The 21,739-nt window shown below is 52.6% G+C and carries 19 protein-coding genes, 1 pseudogene and 1 other annotated feature; of the genes and pseudogenes, 16 read left to right on the top strand and 4 right to left on the bottom strand.

Annotation, left to right across the window (positions count from 1 at the left end; translation table 11 throughout):
- Nucleotides 1–128: 128 nt before the first annotated feature.
- The 7 genes from AV656_RS05755 to opp4C all read left to right on the top strand — a co-directional run bounded on the left by AV656_RS05755 (nucleotide 129) and on the right by opp4C (nucleotide 8,544).
- Nucleotides 129–1,061 (top strand): beta-ketoacyl-ACP synthase III, encoded by a 933-nt coding sequence (locus AV656_RS05755; RefSeq protein ID WP_063179756.1) that lies wholly within the window; start codon nucleotides 129–131, stop codon nucleotides 1,059–1,061.
- Between the two features lie 75 nt (nucleotides 1,062–1,136).
- On the top strand, nucleotides 1,137–2,381 hold the full coding sequence (fabF, locus tag AV656_RS05750) for a beta-ketoacyl-ACP synthase II (RefSeq protein ID WP_063179754.1): 1,245 nt from the start codon (nucleotides 1,137–1,139) through the stop codon (nucleotides 2,379–2,381).
- Nucleotides 2,382–2,673: 292 nt separating this feature from the next.
- Entirely contained in the window at nucleotides 2,674–3,705 is a 1,032-nt protein-coding gene (locus AV656_RS05745) for an ABC transporter ATP-binding protein (protein WP_063179752.1), read from the top strand.
- Complete coding sequence (locus tag AV656_RS05740; protein WP_063179750.1) at nucleotides 3,702–4,709, top strand: ABC transporter ATP-binding protein; 1,008 nt, start codon at nucleotides 3,702–3,704, stop codon at nucleotides 4,707–4,709. The genes AV656_RS05745 and AV656_RS05740 overlap by 4 nt, the downstream gene beginning before the upstream one ends.
- 36 nt (nucleotides 4,710–4,745) lie before the next feature.
- Nucleotides 4,746–6,485 (top strand): oligopeptide ABC transporter substrate-binding protein, encoded by a 1,740-nt coding sequence (opp4A, locus tag AV656_RS05735; protein WP_063179748.1) that lies wholly within the window; start codon nucleotides 4,746–4,748, stop codon nucleotides 6,483–6,485.
- A gap of 160 nt (nucleotides 6,486–6,645) precedes the next feature.
- Complete coding sequence (gene opp4B / locus AV656_RS05730; protein WP_063179746.1) at nucleotides 6,646–7,611, top strand: oligopeptide ABC transporter permease; 966 nt, start codon at nucleotides 6,646–6,648, stop codon at nucleotides 7,609–7,611.
- Between the two features lie 15 nt (nucleotides 7,612–7,626).
- Nucleotides 7,627–8,544 carry an oligopeptide ABC transporter permease gene (gene opp4C / locus AV656_RS05725; protein ID WP_063179744.1) on the top strand — a complete coding sequence of 306 codons (918 nt, stop codon included), beginning with the start codon at nucleotides 7,627–7,629 and terminating at the stop codon, nucleotides 8,542–8,544.
- 266 nt (nucleotides 8,545–8,810) lie between these two features.
- On the opposite strand, the gene trpS is transcribed toward opp4C, so the two are convergent.
- Nucleotides 8,811–9,803, bottom strand: a complete 993-nt coding sequence (trpS, locus tag AV656_RS05720; RefSeq protein WP_063179742.1) for a tryptophan--tRNA ligase — start codon at nucleotides 9,801–9,803, stop codon at nucleotides 8,811–8,813.
- 46 nt (nucleotides 9,804–9,849) lie between these two features.
- Nucleotides 9,850–10,061, bottom strand: a binding site (T-box leader).
- 133 nt (nucleotides 10,062–10,194) lie between these two features.
- Between trpS and AV656_RS05715 the strand changes: the two genes are divergently transcribed.
- The 5 genes from AV656_RS05715 to pepF all read left to right on the top strand — a co-directional run bounded on the left by AV656_RS05715 (nucleotide 10,195) and on the right by pepF (nucleotide 16,388).
- Nucleotides 10,195–11,391: a putative glycoside hydrolase gene (locus AV656_RS05715; protein WP_063179740.1), complete on the top strand. Its 1,197-nt coding sequence runs from the start codon at nucleotides 10,195–10,197 to the stop codon at nucleotides 11,389–11,391.
- Nucleotides 11,392–11,826: 435 nt separating this feature from the next.
- Entirely contained in the window at nucleotides 11,827–12,225 is a 399-nt protein-coding gene (gene spxA, locus AV656_RS05710; protein WP_008296836.1) for a transcriptional regulator SpxA, read from the top strand.
- 239 nt (nucleotides 12,226–12,464) lie between these two features.
- Complete coding sequence (mecA, locus tag AV656_RS05705) at nucleotides 12,465–13,124, top strand: adaptor protein MecA (RefSeq protein WP_063179738.1); 660 nt, start codon at nucleotides 12,465–12,467, stop codon at nucleotides 13,122–13,124.
- A 251-nt stretch (nucleotides 13,125–13,375) separates the two neighbouring features.
- Complete coding sequence (locus AV656_RS05700) at nucleotides 13,376–14,524, top strand: competence protein CoiA (protein WP_063179736.1); 1,149 nt, start codon at nucleotides 13,376–13,378, stop codon at nucleotides 14,522–14,524.
- 49 nt (nucleotides 14,525–14,573) lie between these two features.
- A complete protein-coding gene (gene pepF / locus AV656_RS05695; protein WP_063179734.1) occupies nucleotides 14,574–16,388 on the top strand; it encodes an oligoendopeptidase F in 1,815 nt (604 codons plus the stop codon).
- Between the two features lie 330 nt (nucleotides 16,389–16,718).
- Here pepF and AV656_RS16085 read toward each other — a convergent pair.
- The 3 genes and pseudogenes from AV656_RS16085 to AV656_RS05685 form a co-directional block, all read right to left on the bottom strand.
- Nucleotides 16,719–16,902 (bottom strand): annotated as a pseudogene (locus AV656_RS16085) (hypothetical protein); the annotation flags it as partial.
- 654 nt (nucleotides 16,903–17,556) lie between these two features.
- A complete protein-coding gene (locus AV656_RS05690) occupies nucleotides 17,557–18,354 on the bottom strand; it encodes a DsbA family protein (RefSeq protein WP_063179732.1) in 798 nt (265 codons plus the stop codon).
- On the bottom strand, nucleotides 18,351–18,752 hold the full coding sequence (locus AV656_RS05685; protein WP_063179730.1) for a globin: 402 nt from the start codon (nucleotides 18,750–18,752) through the stop codon (nucleotides 18,351–18,353). The genes AV656_RS05690 and AV656_RS05685 overlap by 4 nt, the downstream gene beginning before the upstream one ends.
- Before the next feature lie 195 nt (nucleotides 18,753–18,947).
- Between AV656_RS05685 and AV656_RS05680 the strand changes: the two genes are divergently transcribed.
- From AV656_RS05680 to AV656_RS05665, 4 genes are read left to right on the top strand one after another with little or no spacing between them, the layout of a single operon-like run.
- Nucleotides 18,948–19,328: a hypothetical protein gene (locus AV656_RS05680; RefSeq protein WP_231877266.1), complete on the top strand. Its 381-nt coding sequence runs from the start codon at nucleotides 18,948–18,950 to the stop codon at nucleotides 19,326–19,328.
- A 30-nt stretch (nucleotides 19,329–19,358) separates the two neighbouring features.
- The gene (locus AV656_RS05675) at nucleotides 19,359–20,030 is read left to right on the top strand and encodes a GTP pyrophosphokinase (RefSeq protein ID WP_063179726.1); all 672 of its coding nucleotides are present in this window, start codon (nucleotides 19,359–19,361) and stop codon (nucleotides 20,028–20,030) included.
- Complete coding sequence (locus tag AV656_RS05670; protein WP_063179724.1) at nucleotides 20,030–20,833, top strand: NAD kinase; 804 nt, start codon at nucleotides 20,030–20,032, stop codon at nucleotides 20,831–20,833. The genes AV656_RS05675 and AV656_RS05670 overlap by 1 nt, the downstream gene beginning before the upstream one ends.
- The gene (locus tag AV656_RS05665; protein WP_063179722.1) at nucleotides 20,802–21,734 is read left to right on the top strand and encodes an RluA family pseudouridine synthase; all 933 of its coding nucleotides are present in this window, start codon (nucleotides 20,802–20,804) and stop codon (nucleotides 21,732–21,734) included. Before AV656_RS05670 ends, AV656_RS05665 begins: the two co-directional genes overlap by 32 nt.
- Nucleotides 21,735–21,739 lie beyond the last annotated feature (5 nt).

Raw genomic sequence — 21,739 nt, 5'->3', positions numbered from 1 at the left:
TTATAAAAGCGGACGTTGCCACATTTTTCGCCAAAAGGAGACGCAATAGGCAAGTTGTCAAAGAACGTTCAAGTATGTTAAATTAATACCAGGTACTAATAGAAGATGATAAGAAAAGGGGTTTCAATATGGGCGTTGGGATGATCGGAATCGGGAAATATGTCCCGGAACAGGTGGTCACAAATGGAGATCTGGAGAAACGCCTGGATACGTCCGATGAATGGATCCGCACAAGGACAGGCATCGAGGAACGGAGAATCGCTCCTGCAGGGGAGGATACCTCGGAGCTTGCCTTCCGTGCAGCGGAAGCGGCAATGAAGGATGCCGGCATCACGGCTGAGCAGCTGGGACTCATCATCGTGGCGACTGTCACGCCGGACCGCCCGTTCCCGAGCGTTGCGACACAGATCCAGGATCGTCTCGGTGCAAAAAACGCAGGTGCAATGGATCAGTCTGCCGCATGTGCGGGCTTTATGTACAGTGTCGTGACCGCACAGCAGTTTGTCGAGAACGGCTGCTATGATTATGTTTTGGTCGTCGGTGTGGAGAAGCTTTCGAAAATCACTGATTGGGAAGACCGGAACACCGCAGTTCTGTTCGGTGATGGCGCAGGTGCTGCAGTCATCGGAAAGGTCGGCGAAGGCCGCGGGATCCTGTCATTTGAACTTGGCGCAGACGGCTCAGGCGGCAAGCACCTCTATCAGGACGAGTATATCAAGATGAACGGCAGGGAAGTATTTAAGTTCGCCGTCCGGCAGATGGGGGATTCCGCTGTCTCTGTTTTGGAGAAGGCGGGCCTGTCGAAGGAAGATGCCGATTACCTGATTCCGCACCAGGCCAACATCCGGATCATGGAAGCGGCAAGGGAACGCCTCGGCCTCCCGCCGGAGAAAATGTCGAAGCGGATCCATAATTACGGCAACACTTCCTCTGCATCCATCCCGATTGCCCTCAGTGATGAGATTGGTGCAGGGAACGTCAAAGACGATGATGTGATCGTCCTTGTCGGATTTGGCGGCGGCCTCACGTGGGGCGCGCTGGCTATCCGCTGGGGGCGCTGAGAAGAAACGCTTCAGTCCTGACAGACAGGACTTCACTTATACCGAATTCACTATACAGAAGGAAGGGAAACAGAGATGAACGAGCGACGAGTCGTAGTAACAGGAGTCGGAGCAGTCAGCCCGCTCGGCAATGACGCGAAGACGACCTGGCAGGGGATCAAGGAAGGAAAGTCAGGCATCGGCATGATGACCCGCCTGGACCGGGAGCAGTTCCCTGCCAAGGTAGCAGCGGAAGTGAAGGATTTCGACATTGAACAGTACGTTGCCAAAAAAGAAGCCCGGAAAATGGACCGATTCACTCACTACGCCCTTGCAGCGGCATTTGAGGCCCTGGAGGACGCGGGCCTTCCGCGCAGGCTCGAAGATGAAGATGCGCTCCGGACCGGTGTATGGATCGGTTCGGGAATTGGCGGCATGGAGACCCATGAACAGCAGTTTAAAACGTTCCAGGAGCGGGGCTACCGCCGGGTAAGTCCGTTCTTCGTCCCGATGATGATCCCGGACATGGCTGCCGGCCAGGTTTCCATCTATACGAATGCGAAGGGCATCAACTCCTGCACGGTTACGGCCTGCGCATCGGGAGCCAACTCGATCGGTGACGCTTTTGAGGCTATTCTCCGCGGTGATGCGGACATGATGATCACCGGAGGAGCAGAGGCGCCGATTACGACAATGGCTGTGGCGGGATTCTGTGCAAACACCGCACTCTCGACAAATCCGGATCCAGAGACGGCTTCCCGTCCGTTTGACGCGGACCGTGATGGTTTTGTCATCGGTGAGGGCGCCGGCATCCTCATACTCGAGGAATATGAACGTGCGAAGGCGCGCGGAGCAAAGATTTATGCCGAGATTGTGGGGTATGGATCGACGGGAGATGCCCACCATATCACAGCTCCTGCTCCGGAAGGAGAAGGCGCGGCCCGTGCGATGAACCAGGCCATCTCAAAAGCCGGTGTCAATCCCGAGGAAGTCGGCTACATCAATGCCCACGGCACAAGTACGCCTTACAATGACCAGTTTGAGACCCAGGCCGTCAAGGCGGTATTCGGGGAACATGCCTACAATCTGGCGATGAGCTCCACAAAATCCATGACGGGCCACCTGCTCGGCGCAGCCGGAGGGGTGGAAGCGGTGTTCACCACCCTCGCTCTTCATGAAGGGATCCTCCCGCCGACAACCAACTATAAAACGGCAGACCCGGAATGCGACCTGGACTACGTCACGGACGGTGCAAGAAAACAGGACATCCGATATGCCATGAGCAACTCTCTCGGCTTCGGAGGACACAACGTTTCGCTCCTTTTCAAAAAATCTGAATGACGAAATAGATGAAAAGCCCTGATTTCCGAAAATGGAAATTGGGGCTTTTTGGCGATAAATAGAATATGAATATAATAGGCTAATAGTAGTGAGTCACTAAATTATCTAAATATAATTATTCTGATAGATTCATCTGAACCGTTGATATCACTGAGTTTTCAGGCAAGACAAACTGTATGAATTGTATAGTGGTGACAGGAAATTCAAAAAACATCTTGCGGATGTAATCTATTTGTAATAAAATTTAGCAAGAGCAAAAATAACAGAAAAATTGAAAACTTGAGGTGTACCCATGACATCCAAATCAAAAACACCTGCGCAGACACCTCTCCTAGAGGTACGCAACCTCCAGACCGGCTTCAAGATTGACAAACAATACTATAACGCTGTCGAAGGCGTCTCCTTCACTATTGACCGCAAACAGATTGTCGGCATCGTCGGGGAATCCGGCTGCGGCAAGAGCGTCATGTCCCTGTCCATCATGCACCTGCTTCCGAAAGGGATCGGCAAGGTCCGTGGCGGGGAGATTCTGTTCGAGGGTACGGATATCGTCGGATATAACGAAAAAAAGATGAACAACATCCGCGGGAAAGACATTTCGATGATCTTCCAGGAGCCGATGACTTCCCTGAACCCGGTTTTCACAATCGGCTTCCAGATTGCCGAGGTGCTGCTGAATCACCAGGACATCACCAAGAGCGAAGCACGGGCGAAAGCGGTTACATTACTGAAGAATGTGGGCATTCCTCGAGCTGACCAGATTGTTAACGAATACCCGCACCAGCTGTCCGGCGGAATGCGGCAGCGTGTCATGATCGCCATGGCGATTGCCTGCCAGCCAAAGCTGCTGATCGCAGATGAACCGACGACGGCACTGGATGTGACGGTACAGGCGCAAATCCTGGACTTGCTTAAAAATATCCAGGAAGTGAATGACATGTCCATCATGCTCATCACCCACGATTTAGGTGTCGTCGCAGAAATCTGTGATGTCGTACTCGTCATGTATGCGGGCAAGATCGTGGAACGGGCGACTGTCGAGGATCTGTTCGAATATCCTCAGCATCCGTATACGCAACTTCTTATGGAGGCCATCCCGAAGATGGAGGAAGAAAAGGAGCGTCTGGCAACGATCGAGGGTCTCGTCCCGTCTGTCAAGGACATGCCTGAAGTGGGATGTCGGTTTGCGAACCGCTGCCCGAAAGCGATGCCGGAATGCATGCAGATCACTCCTCAACTTGAAGATACAAAGGGCGGACATGAAGTGGCCTGCCTGCTGTATGAAGAAAGCTGGCCGAGAGAAGAAAGAGTAGGTGCACGATGACAACAAAAGAACTTGCAGAAAAAGGGAAACCGGGGCAAGAGCGCGAAAACCTCCTTGAGGTCAAAAACCTTAAAACCTATTATCCGATCCACGGCGGCTTTTTCAAAAGAGTCGTCGGCAACGTCAAAGCCGTGGATGATATTTCTTTCACCATCAAAAAAGGCGAAACAATGGGCCTTGTCGGAGAGTCCGGCTGCGGCAAATCCACGACGGGGCGGACAATTCTCCGCCTGATCAAGCCGACCGGAGGACAGATCATCTTCGACGGCGAAGACATTACCAAGATCAGCGGAACCAGGCTCCGCAAGGCCCGACAGGATTTTCAGATGGTGTTCCAGGATCCATACGCATCGCTCAACCCGATGCAGATGGTCGGGGACATCATTTCTGAACCGATCAAAAATTTTGAGCGCCGCGACAAAAAAGAGCTTGAAGAATTCGTCAAGTCCCTTCTCGTGCGGGTCGGCCTGCCGGAGACCGCCTACTACAAATATGCACATGAATTCTCCGGCGGCCAGCGCCAGAGGATCGGCATCGCCCGGGCACTGGCACTAAACCCGAAACTCATCATTGCCGATGAGCCGGTTTCCGCGCTGGACGTTTCCGTCCAGTCCCAAGTCCTGAACCTCCTGAAAGATCTTCAGGAAGAGTTCGATCTTACGTATCTGTTCATCGCCCACGACCTCAGTGTCGTCAAGCACATGAGCGATACGATCGGTGTTATGTATTTGGGCAATCTCGTCGAGGTTGCTTCAAATAAAGATCTTTACAGTGAGCCGCTGCACCCTTACACGCAGGCGCTCATCTCCGCAATTCCGGAACCCGATCCGAAACTGCGGAAAGAGCGGATTGTGCTGCAGGGGGATGTGCCGAGTCCTGCGAACCCGCCGACAGGCTGCCCGTTCCATACGCGCTGCCCGATGGCACAGGAAATCTGTTCGCAGGAAAAGCCTCCATTGAAGGAGGTGAGACCGGGGCATCACGTTGCGTGCGTACTGTATTGATCACAAAATATCCATGAAAATGGGGGGGAATGAAGCATGAAACGCAAATCCATGCTCTGGCTGTTCGCCATGATCCTCGTCCTTTCCGCATTCTTAGCGGCTTGTGGCGGCGGCGGCAGCGACGACGCGTCCGATTCTGATTCGGGCGACAGCAAAGACGGAGAAAAAGCAACCGAAGAACAATCCGGCGAGCCCCAACAGGGCGGAACGCTCACATACGGTCTCGATGCTACACCGGAAGGCCTTTACAACTGGGCATTCTACGGTATCGCTACTGACGCCGAAATCATCGAGTTCTTCGATGAAGGTCTGATCGAGTACGATGAGAACCTCCAGCCGATCCCGAACCTTGCTGAATGGGAAACTGAAGACAACCAGCACTTCACATTCAAGTTCAAGGAAGGCGTCAAATGGCACAACGGTGAAGAACTCACTGTAAATGACTGGGTATTCGCCCTTGAAACCATCGCGCACCCGGACTACGACGGTCCCCGTTATGCAAACGTTGAAACAATCGAAGGGGCTCCTGCATTCCGCGCAGGCGAAGCTGACAGCATCTCTGGCCTGAAGGTCGTTGATGACTACACAATCGAAGTTACTTTCGATGAGCCGCGCCTGAACAACCTGACAAACATCTGGTCGTACCCGATGTCCCAGAAAGAATTTGAAGGTATCGAAGTTGCTGACATGTCCGGTTCCGAGCAGGTCCGCACCAAGCCGGTCGGCCTCGGTCCGTTCAAAGTTGAAAACGTCGTCCCTGGCGAGTCGCTTGAACTCGTGAAAAACGAAGATTACTGGAATGGCGAAGTTAACCTCGACAAGATCATCATCCGCGTCATCGACAACACGGCGACTGTCGGCGCTCTCCAAAACGGCGACATCGACATGATCTCGCTCCAGCCGGTATCCGCACCTGACGTCGAGAAGCTTGACAACGTTGAAGTTGTCACGGCTCCTGGCCTGTCGTATTACTATGTCGGCTTCAAGCTCGGCAAATTCGACAACGACAAAAAAGAAATTGTAGAAGAACTTCCTAAGTACCAGGATCTGAATCTCCGCAAGGCAATGGCTCATGCCATCAACCGCGAAGAGTGGATCGACGCATTCTTCTTCGGCTACGGCAAGCCGGTCAACAAGCCGGTTCCGACTGCTCACTGGATCGCAGCCGATGACAGCGAAGTCAACGTTTATGAATACGACCCTGAAAAAGCGAAACAACTCCTTGACGAAGCAGGCTTCGTTGATACAAACGATGACGGCTTCCGTGAAGATCCGAACGGCGATGAATTCGTCGTGAAGTTCTCCCACTATGCAACAGGCAACCCTACGTTCGAATCCCGTTCCCAGGCGATTGCCCAGTATTGGGAAGAAGTCGGCCTGAAATCGGAAGTCGAAATGGTTGAAGTCAACCTCTACTACGACATGGTTGAAAAAGACGATCCGTCGATCGAGACTTTCTTCGGCGGCTGGGGCACAGGCACTGACCCTGACCCGTCCGCTCTTTGGAAAGCCGATCAGCTTTGGAACTACCCGCGCTACAACAATCCTGATGCAGATGCCCTCCTCGAGCAGGCTCTGAGTGTCGAAGAAGTCGGCGACGATCAGGAGAAGCGTGCACAAGTTTATGCTGAATGGCAGAAGACTGTAACTGAAGACGTTCCGATGATCTTCATCGCTGAACTTGATGAAATCATGGGAGTCGGCGAGAATGTCGGCGGCTTCTCGATGGACGTTTCGGGTTACAACAACCCTGCTGAATGGTATCTGGAAAAATAAAATAATGACACTGATTTGACCTGTCAGTGGCGGGCGGCATGCCCGTCCGCCACTGTTCTTTTTTTGCTCTTAAACACGGTAAGACATATTTGTTTGGAAATATCTCTTACCGTGTTTGAGAGTCACAACGAAGAGAGACAGACAAGAAGGAGAGTACCGTATGCTTAAATATACGCTGCGCCGCGTTCTCGGCATGATTCCGATGTTATTTCTCGTATCCGTCGTGGTGTTCTTCCTTGCGAAGGCCATGCCCGGGGATTCACTGAGCGGCGAAATCGACCCGACCAACACCAACCCGGAGTACCAAGAGGAGATGCGTGAAAAACTGGGCTACAACGACCCGGTATACATGCAGTACTACCGCTGGGTGACGGATTTCATGTCAGGAGATTTCGGCAAATCTACCCGGTATAAAATGCCGGTTGCCGACCTGATCGGAGAGAAGTTGCCGAACACCATCTTCCTGGCATTGACATCACTGCTGATTACATATGTGTTGGCATTTGCGATGGGGATGTATTCAGGAAGGAAACCGTATACGCTGGGAGATAATCTCATTGCCGGGTTTAACTATGCGGGCATCGCGATCCCTTCTTTTGTCGCCGGTGTATTCGCCGTTTATTTCTTCGCATTCAAGCTGAACTGGTTCCCGTTTGCCGGGTCGGTTGATATCGAAATCGACAAGGGAACAATCGACTACTGGATCAGCCGCATTCACCACGTCATGCTCCCGGCATTTGTCCTTGGGATGTTCAGTACGGCTTCCTACACCCAGTTCCTGCGGAACGACCTGATCGAGAACTCAAGAAAGGACTTTGTCCGCACGGCACTTGCCAAAGGAACGCCGATGGGCAAGATCTATAATGTACACATCCTGCGGAACTCGATCATCCCGCTCGTCACGTTCCTCGGATTCGATATCGCCGCACTTGTCGGCGGTGCAATCATCACGGAGAAGATCTTCACTTATCCGGGAATCGGACTTCTGTTCCTGGATTCCGTAAACAACCGTGATTATCCGACTGTTATGGCCATCACGATGATGCTTTCCGCGATGGTCCTGATCGGCAACCTGATCGCCGATATTCTCTACGGAATCGTCGATCCGCGGATTCGCTTAGGTTAAGGAGGAAGCTACATCATGACAACCAATGCAGCAACGGGGGCGGTCAAACGCACCGAAAAGAGCGCATCTCCCTGGGCGATTGCCAGGAGAAAATTCCTTAGAAACAAACTGGCGATGGCCAGCACGGTGTTCCTGATCCTGGTGATCATCCTCACTTTGATGGCACCGTTCCTGGCGCCGCATCTGTCGCCGATACCGGACATTACGAAAGTCAATATCAGTAAGATGAGCATTCCGCCAAATGGTGATCACTTGCTCGGGACAGACAAGAGCGGCCGTGATGTCATGACAAGACTGCTGTACGGCGGCCGGATCTCACTGCTGGTAGGCGCAAGCGCGACGGCAATTGTCGTCGTCCTCGGAACGATTGTCGGTTCCGTTGCCGGTTTCTTCGGCGGCGCGGTCGACAGCCTGCTCATGCGCTTCACTGACTTTGTCCTGAACTTCCCGTTCCTCGTATTCGTCATCGTTCTGAACACGATTCTCTTCGGCATCGTGGACGGTCTCTGGGTTCTGATCCTCGTCATCGGGCTCCTGAGCTGGGGCGGTGTCGCGCGGATCGTCCGTTCTAAGGTGCTTGCGGAGAAAGAGAACGAATACGTCCTTGCAGCCATCTCGATTGGCACGCCGCCGGCAAAGGTCATCATCAAGCACCTGCTGCCGAACGTTCTTTCCACGATCATCGTCCAGTCGACACTTCTGTTTGCCAGCCTGATTGTGGCAGAAACCGGCCTGAGTTATCTTGGGTTCGGTGTCCCTCAGGAAACACCAAGCTGGGGGAACATGCTCGCCTTCGCGAACGAACCGGATGTCCTCCAGGGCAAGCCTTGGATCTGGATGCCGCCGGCACTCATCATCACCGCGACCATCCTGTCCATCAACTTTATCGGGGAAGGCCTGAAAGACGCCCTCAACCCGAAATCGCAACGCTGATATTTGATCTGATCGCATACAAAAAGCGGATCCCTCCGAAAGAAGGGATCCGCTTTTTCATATGGTGTACAAACCCTAAACGGAAAGGACGCATCCGATGAACCGTATCTTCCTGTTTCTCGTATCGTACGGACTCTGCGTCATCACGATGACACATCTTGTGCTGTTTCTGAATTACCGGGCATTGGGCCATTCATGGGAAACCGTGTTCCGCTATATTTTATCGACACCCGATTTCAAGCTCATGGTGCTGTCACTGATTGTGCTTATTTTCTCCGTTTCCGGCCGAGCCCCATCGCGGATTCCATCCGGGAAAGAGTAGCCGAGGCAATCGCATTGGCTTTTTCGGCGCCTTCATCAAGGATCCGGTCGAGTTCATTTGAACCGATCAGCTCATTGTAGCGCTCCTGGATCGGCGCAAGGTGACCGATGACGGCCTCAGCTACACCGGCCTTGAATGCGCCATAGCCGCTGCCTTCATATTTCCGGACAAGCTCTTCTACAGAATGGCCTGTCAGCGAAGCTTCGATATTCAGCAGGTTGCTCACGCCAGGCTTATTCTCGACGTCATAGGCGACAAATCCGTCGGAATCGGTCACGGCACTCTTGATCTTCTTCTCGATCTGTTTCGGCTCGTCGAGAAGGGAGATGACCGCTTTTTTGTTCGTGTCGGACTTGCTCATCTTCTTGAGAGGATCCTGGAGGGACTTGATTCGCGCCCCGTGTTCTGGAAGCCGGATGTCCGGCACGGTCAGCGAATCACCAAAACGCTTGTTGAAGCGCTCCGCAAGGTCGCGTGTCAGTTCCACGTGCTGCTTCTGGTCATCACCGACAGGGACGATATCCGAATCGTAGAGCAGGATGTCGGCTGCCATCAGCGGAGGGTAAGTGAGGAGGCCGGATGAGACCGCTTCCCGCCCTTCGGATTTGTCTTTGAACTGAGTCATGCGCTCCAGTTCCCCGATATAGGAGATGCACTGCATGATCCAGCCTGCCTGTGCGTGTGCCGGCACTTCCGACTGGATGAACAGCGTCGCCTTTTCAGGGTCGATGCCGGCAGCGATATAGGTTGCCGCCAGCCGGCGGATTGCCTCGCTGAGTTCATCCGGTTCCTGGGGCATCGTGATTGCATGCTGATCGACGATGCTGAAGATGCAGTCATACTCATACTGAAGTTCTGTGAACTGGCGGAATGCGCCGATGTAATTCCCGAGTGTGACGGTACCCGTCGGCTGCACCCCTGAGAAAATCCGTTTCATTCGTAAAACCTCCCAAAAATAAAAAAATCACCATGCCATCCCGATAAATAGGGACGGATGATGTTTAATCAGCCGCGGTACCACCCGCATTGCCCGAAGGCCGCTCTAGCCCATAACGCGGGCACACGGGACCGGCTACATCAGTTCGCCGGTCCGGCTCAGGAGTCCATTCAGCGGGGGGCGCCGTCCTGTTCTCACCGGGCACAGGCTCTCTGTGCGGCGGATCCCCCGCGTACTCTTCTCCATCAAAGCTGATCATCGATTTCCCACTATTATATAGCCGGTCCGGTTAAGATGCAACTGCCTGTCATGAATGTTCTTGTAATTCCTTCCTTCCTTGTGACAGAGCTGATAGAATAAGAGATACATAAGAAAAAAGGGAGTTTTTTTCATGAAACTAAAATGGGTAGGGGCACTGGCTATGGCATTCTCAGTGGCAGCAGCCCCGGCAGCGGCTGCGGAAGGTCCTGCCGAAGATTTCAAAGGTCTTTCTTATGAATACGGGGAGATCAGTTCCGACGTCGTGGCTTCATCCAAGCTGTTCGGGTTTGATTCGGGTCTTGACTTTGAATATCCCGATGCGGTGAGAGGCGTTTATGTAACCGGGCACTCCGCCGGAGGGGAAAAGTTCGGCAGGCTCGTCAACCTGATTGAGAACACAGACCTGAACGCCATGGTAATCGACATTAAAGATGACTTTGGATACCTGACCTACGAACCGTCAGAAGACTCGCCGCTCCGTGAACTTGAAATCGGCCAGCCATACATAAAAGATCCGAGGGCCATGCTGGAGCAACTTGAGGAAAAACAGATTTATCCGATTGCCAGGGTAGTTGTCTTCAAGGACACCGTACTTGCCGAGAACCGGCCGGACCTCTCCTATACAAACGGGGGGCAAGTGTGGAAAAACGGCCGGAAAGAGGCGTTTGTGAGCCCGTTCATGAAGGAAGTCTGGGATTACAATGTCGAAATAGCCATCGAAGCGGCCAAGCTGGGATTCAAGGAAATCCAGTTCGACTATGTCCGCTTCCCGGAAGGCTTTGAGACAAGGGCGGACACTCTCCAATACAGCTTCGGGGAGTATGAGAACTCGGAGCTGGATCCGGTCCAGCGCAGGGTCCAGGCGGTCACGGATTTTGTCGCCTACGCGAGGGAGCAGCTTCAGCCATATGATGTGGACGTTTCAGTCGATATCTTCGGTTACTCGGCCACTTTGCCCGAAGCTCCGGGGATCGGCCAGAACTTCTCCAAGATTTCGGAGAACGTGGATGTCATCTCCTCGATGATCTATCCGAGCCACTGGACCTCTTATTTTGGGATTGCAAAGCCTGACCTCGAGCCATACCGTCTGGTTTCCGAATACGCAAAGGTCGAAAACGAAAAGCTGGCAGCCCTCGAAAATCCGCCGGTATCACGCCCTTGGCTGCAGGACTTCACTGCCAGCTATCTGGGCAGCGGGAATTATAAGCGATACGGAAAGGAAGAAGTGGAGGCGCAGATCAAGGCGCTCAATGATGCTGGGATTGATGAGTTCCTTCTTTGGAACGCAGGAAACAACTATACGGAAGGCGTTGACTACACGCCATGACCTTTAGGGGCACACACCGATTTATTTTCAGGTGTGTGCCTTTTTTCGTTTATTCTCAATTAATATGGGAAATAGTACAAATAAAGCGGAACTTATTCCCGCCCGGGACGTACTAATAGGTGGGAAGAGCGGGCAGGTCCCGCTAAGAAGCTTATTTTCAATCAAAAAGGAATAATTGAGAATGGACTGTTCAGCTGTGTTTGTACTTAATCCGGAATGGGTATAACAGCTCTGAAGCAAACGTCTGCTCGATTCATCCGTTAAATGTAGCGAAGATGTGAAGGTTGGCGGCTAATTGAAAACTTTTTTCAAAACGGTGTATCGCTATGGTCAAAAATGGTGTATAATAAAGTTATCAAATTCATAATTAGAATGATTTTAATCAGATAAACTAAACAGATTCCAACTTCCTACCATTGAAAGGACGTGTTGTGGATGAGCGTGACCCTCTTTACATCCCCTAGCTGTACTTCTTGCCGGAAAGCGAAAGCCTGGCTGGAAGAACATGAGATTCCATATACGGAACGGAATATTTTTTCCGAGTCCCTGACTATCGATGAAATCAAACAAATCCTCCGCATGACGGAGGACGGGACGGATGAAATCATCTCGACCCGTTCGAAAATCTTCCAGAAGCTTGATGTCGATCTGGAAAGCCTTCCTCTCCATGAGCTTTACGAACTGATCCAGGAACACCCTGGCCTTCTCAGAAGACCGATTATCCTGGACGACAAGCGACTGCAGGTCGGTTATAACGAGGATGAAATCAGGCGATTCCTTCCGCGTAAGGTGAGGGCATATCAGCTCCTCGAAGCGCAGCGGATGGTCAACTGAGGAAAAATTTGACTGACGGGGATGTTCCGAATGACCTGTCAGTCTTTTTCGTTTTTTTCGCTTGCTTTCCTGCATCCTGTCCCATACAATGCTAATACTACAAGTAGCCGCTCCGCCTGGACGCGCCTTTCCAGATTTGACGGTGACGGCATATACTGACATCAGGACACTTGCCATCGGCGGATTGCATTGTCACACCCTGTTTACGGAGAATACCGTCGGAAGGGAGAGGTGTAAACATGGAAATCGAACGCATCAATGAAAATACTGTAAAGTTTTTCATTTCGTATATTGATATCGAAGAGCGCGGGTTTACCCGCGACGAAATCTGGTACAATCGCGACCGCAGCGAAGAGTTGTTCTGGGAGATGATGGAGGAAGTCGATGAGGAAGCCGACTTCACCATCGAGGGGCCGCTTTGGATCCAAGTCCATGCAATGGATAAGGGGCTCGAAGTGACCGTGACCCGTGCCCAGGTGACCCGAGACGGGAAACAGCTGGAGCCGCCATTTGGCCAGGAGGGAAAGCGGATGTTCCAGGAGGATGAATCCTCTTACGCCGACCTCCAGAACCTGGACCAGTATGTCCCGGGTTTCCGCCAGGAAGAGGACGACTGGGAGGACGCGACTTTCCTCGTCGGTGAATTTGATGACCTGATTCCTTTATCGCAGATTCTGAAGGAAGAAGCACTCCGGACCTCGCTGCACGTGTTTGAGGACAGCTACTATCTCCACGTGGGCTTTGACGACCTGCTTGGCGATGAAGAGGACCTCGACGACGTGGTCAGCGTGCTGACCGAGTATCTGCAGCGAACCCATGTCACCATTCATCGGATTGAGGAGTACGGAAAAACGATTATCGCCGAAGATGTATTCGGCACAATCGCAGAACACTTCTGATTCATTAGCTGTACGGAACCCACCGTGCAGCTTTTTGTTTTGGTCAAAATCAGCAAACAAACGGCAAAAAGATGCGGATTGATCAAATTCGCATCTTTTTATTTTGGGACTTTATTTGTCGGCAAAATTCCAACTTGAAGCCATTTCCTGTGCCAAGTTTTGAAAATGCCATTCTGTGAGAATTGTGACTGGGTTGCTCGACAACATGGGTGCGCTTACAATGACAGGAAGAAAGGGGGATCGGGCACAGTATGTTGGCGGCCATTATGGAAAACGAGGTTCAGATCATCATCACCCAGGATATGACCAGGGATTCGCTCCAAAGGCTGAAACACACACATCATTTCCGCTGTCCGCAATGCCGCGGAAAGATGTGGCTGAAAATCGGGGATGTCAGGGTTCCTCATTTTGCCCATGCGGCGAGAAGCGATTGCAGGCGCATGTTTTCGGAAGGGGAGACGCCTGCCCATCTGGCGGGTAAACAGCAGCTTTACGAGATGTTCACCGGCCTCGGACTCAGGACCGGTATGGAGACGGCGCTGACACAGATCGGTCAGCGGCCCGACCTGCTCGTCGAATATGGAGGCAGGGCGCATGCCATCGAATTTCAATGCAGCCGGATTCCTCCGGCGGTTATCCGCAAACGGACGAAGGGGTACGAGGGGGCAGGGATCATTCCTCATTGGATTCCGTCTGCGCCTGAAAGCTGGAATTCGACGGGACAACCGGTCAGGACGCTGTCGATCCCGGAGTTTTTACAGTTGTTCATCCGCCGGGATGCGAAAAACGGGGATTACCTGATGACCTATGACCCGGTGACAAGGCATTTCTATTACTTTATCCAGCCCATGCACATCAACGGCAACACATTCCTGGGCAAGATGGTCGCCATCCCCTATACCATGCAGGGATTTCCGTTTGCCGTCCCATCTCCCATTGATGAAGACACTTTCAACGGATATATGAGGATATACTCATCAAGGCGCAAATCCTATCTGAAGCGGCGGGTCCTGTCCAACCGGAACGGAATCCACGACCCGTTTCTGAGGGCCTGCTACGAAAACCGTATCCATGCCGACCGGTTGCCGCCCCTGATCGGCGTTCCGACTTCAGGCGCGTCCGCCTTCAAGCAGCACGCCGCAGAATGGCAGGCGCGGTTCGTCTTTTTTGCTTTTGGTGCGGAGATGAGGGGCCTGGCAAGTTCTGACGTAATCGGTGAATTCATGAGGCGCGTACCGGCCGAAAGAGGGGACGGATTCGCTGCCGTATCCGCCTATCTGCATTTTCTTGAGGAGTCAGGTGTCAGGGAGCTTAAGGACATCCTTGATTGCGACAAACTGCCCGAAAACTCCGTCCGACTTCTTTGGAAAGAGTTCCTTGCAAGCCATAGTGAATATTGAGAAAATGTTCATGAGTTTACTTTGGCTATCGAAGGAAGGAGCAATCCCAATGACGACCGACCCGAAAACCGATGTGCTGACAAGAGACCAGGTCCCGGTTGAAGAAACATGGCGCCTTGAAGACATCTTTGCGTCTGATGAACTGTGGGATCAGGAATATAAAGCGATTCAAGTGCTTGCAGAGAAAGCGGATACATTTCGCGGGACACTCGGGAACGGCCCCGAAGAGCTGCTATCGGCACTGCAATACCGTGACGAGATTTCCGAGAGGCTTCAGCGTCTCTACACCTATTCCCATATGCGGTATGACCAGGACACCGCGAACAGCACGTACCAGGCGATGGACAGCCGTGCAAAGTCGCTTTACGTGAAAGTGTCGACGAGCCTGTCCTATCTTGTCCCTGAACTGCTTTCCATTGATGAACAGGAAATAAAACGCTTTATCGAAAAAGAGGAAGGGCTGAAGGTTTACCGGCATGCCCTTGAGGAAGTGAACCGCCAGCGCCCCCATGTCCTGCCTGCAGAGCAGGAGGCGCTGCTCGCACAGTTTTCAGAAGTGACAAACGCATCCTCAGAGACGTTCGGCATGCTCAATAATGCCGACCTCGAGTTCCCGATGATCAAAGATGATAAAGGCAATGAGGTCAAGCTTACCCATGGCCGCTACACCACATTCCTGGAGAGCAGCGACCCATCTGTCAGAGAAGCGGCTTTCCTCGCAATGCATGGAACCTATGGCAAGTTCCGCAACACCTTCTCTTCTACATTGTCCGGCGAAATCAAGTCCAACAATGTCAATGCGCGAATCCGGAATTATAATTCGGCCCGGGAAGCGGCGCTTTCAAACAACCATATCCCGGAAGCCGTTTACGACAATCTCGTTTCGACCATCAATGACAACCTTCATTTGCTGCACAAATATGTATCGCTGAGAAAGAAGGTCCTCGGCCTCAGTGAACTGCATATATGGGATTTGTACACGCCGCTCGTCAAGGATGTCGACATGAAAGTGCCGTATGAAAAAGCCAAAAAGATGATGCTCGAAGGCCTGGCTCCGCTCGGAGATGATTATGCGGAGATTCTGAAGGAAGGACTGGAGAACCGCTGGGTGGACGTCCGCGAAAACAAGGGCAAGCGCTCGGGTGCCTATTCCTCCGGATCCTATGGAACAAATCCGTACATCCTGATGAACTGGCAGGACAATGTGAACAACCTGTTCACACTGGCCCATGAGTTCGGCCATAGTGTCCACAGCTACTACACGCGCAAGAATCAGCCGTTTGTATACGGGGACTACACGATCTTTGTTGCGGAGGTTGCATCGACCTGCAATGAAGCCCTTCTGAATGACCATCTGCTGAAAACGCTGGACGATGAGCAGAAGAAAATCTATCTCCTGAACCACTGGCTGGAAGGCTTCAGGGGCACGGTGTTCCGTCAGACGATGTTTGCCGAGTTCGAGCATGCGATTCATCAGTTGGATCAGCAGGGAGTCGCACTGACCGCTGATAAGCTGACGGAAGTATACTATGAACTCAATAAGAAATACTTCGGCGATGACATCATCGTAGACGAGGAAATCGGCCTCGAGTGGGCACGCATTCCGCATTTCTACTATAACTACTATGTTTATCAGTACGCGACCGGCTACAGTGCCGCTGTCGCACTCAGCAACAAGATCCTGGAGGAGGGAGAGCCGGCGGTCGAACGCTACATCAACTCCTTCCTGAAAGCGGGCTCTTCTGATTACCCGATTGAAGTCCTGAAACAGGCCGGGGTGGACATGACGTCCAGCCAACCGATCGAGGAAGCCTGCCGCGCATTCGGCGAAAAACTCGACGAACTGGAAAAACTGCTTGGCTGATCAGGCATAGATAAAGGCACCGGATCAGTTCTGGTGTCAGACTGTAGACAAAACGGACCCAGAAGAAATCTTTCTGGGTCCGTTTTGTCTTCTCTTCGTGCATATTTCGATTTGCGCTGACCTTAAAATGGGTGGAGTCGATAAACACATGCTCCGCCCGGAGCAGCCCACGATCCGCTACCTTTTAGGGTACGGTAGAAGATCACAAAGATGAAGATCAACGCCGACCGGGAGGAGAATGGAAAGAAGCCGTTCCCTGCGGAAAAGTAGACCGTGAATAGGAGAAGGAGATTAAGGAAAGTACGACCGATGGATGCTAAAGGTGTATTACAGAAATGGTAGCTTGATGAGGACAACCGGATCGATACTGGCGGCCGCGGTCCGAATACAGATCCTCTACAAGATCGTAAATGAATGAAAAGTCAATGGCCTTCTCAAGTTTTCTGACCAGATGGTCCTCCGGGACAATCTCATCAAGCGAAAACCGTTTCCAACTGATAGCAATTGGTTCCATTGGATTTCGAGCGCATATTCATCACCCGTTTTGGAGTCTGTTAACTCGATTATATAAACAGATACCGATAGCCTCAATAAGCCGTATGGCGGATTGAAGCGGAGGGCCCGAGACACCTGCGGGAAAAGCGTTAGCCGAAGACCCCGCAGAGTGCAGCTCGAGGAGGCTAAGGCAACGCCCGCGGTAAGCGAGGGTCCGCAGCGGAAATCCGGAGGATTTCTATACCTTACTTTGTCTACAGTCTGACCTTATGAGAAATTGAAGGTGACAAGGGAGTTCCAATTCTCATCTTTCAGAAACCTTTTGCTGTAATAGTAATATTTACTGTGAAAACGTTCACAATATGACAACCCTGTGAATTCTCATGTGAAATCTTGCGCAAACAATTATTTCGTGATAAATTAAGAGCGTGAAATATTTCACGAAAACAAACACCCCTTTTGTTTGAACGTGAACATTTCCCCCATCCCCTTCGTGTAATACGAAAAAGGCACCCGCTCCTCCCCCGGAGCGGGTGCTCTTTTTGTCTAAATGAATATGATGTACAGGTGATAAGTTTGAATATAAAGGGGACTGGGCGGAAGAGCCCCTGGCCCAATTATACATATATGCAAAATAAAGCCGGGATCCTGAACAGGATCCCGGCTGATTTCGTTATAAATCCATTTTTCTTCTCCAAAGGGTGGCTCCCCGGACAGGCATGCATTCGACACGGCGCTGCAGCAGGCGTTTTTTCAGTTCACGTTCCGCCGTCCGGATATTCACCTTGTAGATCGCGGCGATTTCGCCGGTTGTCAGCGAGTCATATCTTCTGAAGAGCTCATCGAGAGAAGGGGGAACCGACTTCTCCATCTGTTCCCCGAGCAGCTCCTCCAGGACTTTTACGTAGATCTCATAATCATGGATGCCTTCCACCATCAGACCCTCATCTTCAAAATTGTTGTTGAAGAAGACGAAGCTCGGTGCCTGGTGGACTTCCATCTCCCGGGAGATGTACAAATCACACTGAAACGATTTGGCGGCATTGACCGAGCGGAAATCCTGGGTGAATTCTGCTGTGTCGATTCCGATCAGTTCGGCAATCTCGAGAAGGACTTCCGGTGTCGTGACATCGCGCCCTTTCAGGAACCGATAGTCGAGAAGCCTGGAGAGGTATTTGAAACCCGCCCGCTTCCCCTGGAATTCCGCCGCCTTGACGGCCACTGCCGGCAGGGCAGGGTGCGGCACACGTGTGTCTTGCGGATCCTGGCAGAGGCTTTTCTGTTGCGAATGACAGGTCTTCATGATGATTCGGTAGGTGAAATATTTTTCATACTCCACCTGCAGACGCCGGAGTACCGGGACCAGTCCATAGCAGTCCGCATCAGTCGGGTCGATGAAGACATACAGTTCAAGCGGTTTGACCGAGTTCTCCGTTTCCAGCATATTCGAAGTATTCGGCAGGAAGCTCAAGCGGACCCCTCCTCATCCGGCCCGGTCCTGTTGACCATGTGGTTTGCGGTAAGGATCAGCCGGTTATAGAAGTCTTCACGGATTTTCCCTTCCAATCCCACCTCGTCCATCGCCTCGGCCATGCATTCGAGCCAGGCTTGAGCGCGGTCGTAGGTAATCGGGAACGGCATGTGCCGTGCCCGCAGCATCGGGTGTCCATGTTCCTCGGAATACAGATTGGGACCCCCCAGGAACTGGGTGAGAAACTGTTTCTGCTTTCTGGTGGTTTCAGTCAGGTCATCTGGGAATATGGGATAGAGCATCGGATGCCGGGCGACTTTCCCGTAGAACGTGTCGACGAGATCGGACAGCAGCTCCGGGCCGATCTCTTCATAAGGAATGATGGGTTTCCGGGTCATGGTGCATGCTCCTTTGCTAAATCCATTGCCTGTTATTGTAGACTCATTCTATCAACCGGATTCCGGTTCTACAAATAAATCGATTCAGTGAGAGCAGCGGGGACTTTTGTACCCATTTGGAACTGCGTGCGGATGCCGGCTGTGATAGACTAAAGTGAGATGAATGGTATGTAGAGAAAGGAAGAAGACATCGTGATGAATCAGCCAATCGTTCAGAGCGCCGGAACATCCGGCAATGTAACCGAATTTCACCTGCAGGAAGGGGCCGGGATTTCCGGGATGCAGCCCGCCGGAAGAATGATCACGGACACCGATTCCGGAACGTTTGTCTATTTGCTGGACGACGGGGAACGGTTTGTCCATGTTCATTTTCCGGAAGAAATCTGGCCGCAGATGGCGACAGCCATGCAGAGCGGACAAACTCCTGTTCTCTCCGCCGGGGAACACAGGCTTGAGCTAATGAATTTCGCGGACGAGTTGGAGATGCTGGTCTTTAATATCGAAGGCAATGACAACTATGGTGAAGCTTTCTCGACAGCGGTCGAGAAGGCATTCAGTCAGATCCTGGGCGCCTGAGCTGCGCCTCACCGAACGGGGGAGTGACCAATGGGACAATGGGAACGGTTTCTGGAGCCGTACAAGCAGGCGGTCGATGAACTGAAGATTAAGTTGAAGGGCATGCGTGCACAGTTCGCAACCGAGATCGAGCATGCTCCGATAGAGTTTGTTACGGGACGGGTCAAGCCTCTCGCAAGCATCTATGACAAAGCGCTTGAGAAGGGCATTCCATTTGAACCTTCGGAGCGGCTGGCAACAGAGATTCCGGACATTGCGGGCATGCGGATCATGTGCCAGTTTGTGGATGATATCGGAGCGGTCGTCGAATGCATCCGCAGGCGCAAGGACATGACCGTGACCGAAGAGCGTGACTACATTTCGAAGAATAAGCCGAGCGGCTACAGGTCCTACCATATGATTGTCGAATACCCTGTCCAGACAATCCACGGCGAGATTGTGATTCCCGTAGAAATTCAGATCCGGACGCTCGCGATGAACTTCTGGGCAACAATCGAGCATTCGCTGAATTATAAATACAAGGGGGATTTCCCCGAGGAGATCAAAGTGCGACTGCAAAGTGCGGCAGAGGCGGCCTTTTCACTTGATGAAGAGATGTCGAAGATCCGCGATGAAATCCAGGAGGCCCAGCGTTACTTCAGTACGTACAAGGGTGACTCGAGGGATAATCTCGGGAAGTCCGGCAAAGGAGGCAGCGAGTGATGAGGTATTCGATCCAGTCGAGAGGCGATGATCTGTCCAATGATCTTGCGGCACGGGCAAAACAATACCTGAACGACTTCGGACTCGTGTACGACGAAAAAGAGCCGGACATCGTCCTGACGATCGGGGGAGACGGAACGCATCTCCATGCTTTCCACCGGTATCGCGACCGGCTTGCAGACACGGCATTTGTAGGGGTGCATACCGGACATCTCGGTTTTTACGCCGACTGGCAGCCGCCTGAAATTGAAAAACTGGTCATCTCGATTGCCAAGCACGATTATGATGTGATTGAGTACCCGCTGCTGGAAGTGTCCATCCAATACCGGAATGACATGAACGATGCCGTTTATTTGGCGATGAACGAGTCAACCGTCAAATCTCCGGACGTGACGCTTGTCATGGATGTTGAGCTGAATGGCATGCCGTTCGAACGTTTCCGGGGGGATGGGCTTTGCGTCTCGACGCCTTCCGGCAGCACAGCCTACAACAAATCGCTGGGCGGTGCGATCATCCACCCTGCGCTGCCGGCCATGCAGCTGACGGAAATGGCATCGATCAATAACCGGGTGTTCCGGACAGTCGGCTCGCCGCTCGTCCTGCCGGCCCACCATACCTGTGTGCTGAAGCCGGTGAAGGGGCCAGACTTTATGGTGACAGTCGACCACCTGCACCTTCTACACAAGGACGTCAAAACGATCAGCTACCGGGTTGCAGACGAACGGGTACGCTTCGCGCGCTTCCGCCCGTTCCCGTTCTGGAAGCGGGTCCATGACTCCTTCATTGATAGCGATGTCCGCTGACAACAGATTCCGGCTTTCGTTCACCGCGGAGGCGGATGGTGTCGGATTAAGGGACTTTCTGGCGGAGAGCGGCATTTCGCGCAGGACCCTGACCGCCGTCAAATACCAGGGCGGCGAGATCTTGGTGAACGGCGAGGAAAAGACGGTGAAGCATGAACTCCGGGCCGGAGATGTGGTCACTGTCATTTTCCCTCCGGAAAAACCTGCTGAGGGACTGTTCCCGGAAGAGGGCGAGCTCTCGGTGCTCTATGAGGACGAGGCGCTGCTCATCCTGGACAAGCCGGCCGGACAGCCGACCATCCCTTCAAAGGGTGCCCCGTCAGGCACACTTGCCAATTCTGTCGCAGGAAAGTTCCGGAAAGAAGGGACGCCGGCGACAGTACATATTGTCACCCGGCTCGACCGCGAAACGTCCGGCATCGTCTGTATCGCAAAAAACCGCCACATCCATCATCTCATGTCAGAGAAGATGAAAGAGGGCGGCGTTCTCAAACGATATGAGGCGATTGCACGCGGCAGTTTCAGCGTCCGGCATTTTTTCATTGATGAACCGATCGGAAGAAAGGAAGGCAGCATCATTGAGCGGATGGTGCGTGCAGATGGCCAGCAGGCTGTCACGGAAATCCGTGTGATGGATACGCCCGGACTCCCGGGGGAGGAGATTTCCAGACTCTCGGTAATCCTCCATACGGGAAGGACCCATCAGATCCGTGTGCACCTTGCCCATATCGGCCACCCGCTTGAAGGGGATACGCTGTACGGCGGAAGCGCGGAGCGGATTGGGCGCCAGGCGCTCCATTGTGCCGGGCTTTCATTCAATCATCCGCTTACAGGTGCGCCTATTGACATCAATAGCCCGGTTCCCGGGGATATGCTTGCAGCTGCCGGATACCGCAGGTGAATGGG

It is taken from the genome of Bhargavaea cecembensis (assembly GCF_001619585.1).
GTDB classification, from domain to species: domain Bacteria; phylum Bacillota; class Bacilli; order Bacillales_A; family Planococcaceae; genus Bhargavaea; species Bhargavaea cecembensis_A.
This window is presented reverse-complemented; position numbering and strand designations above follow the sequence as displayed.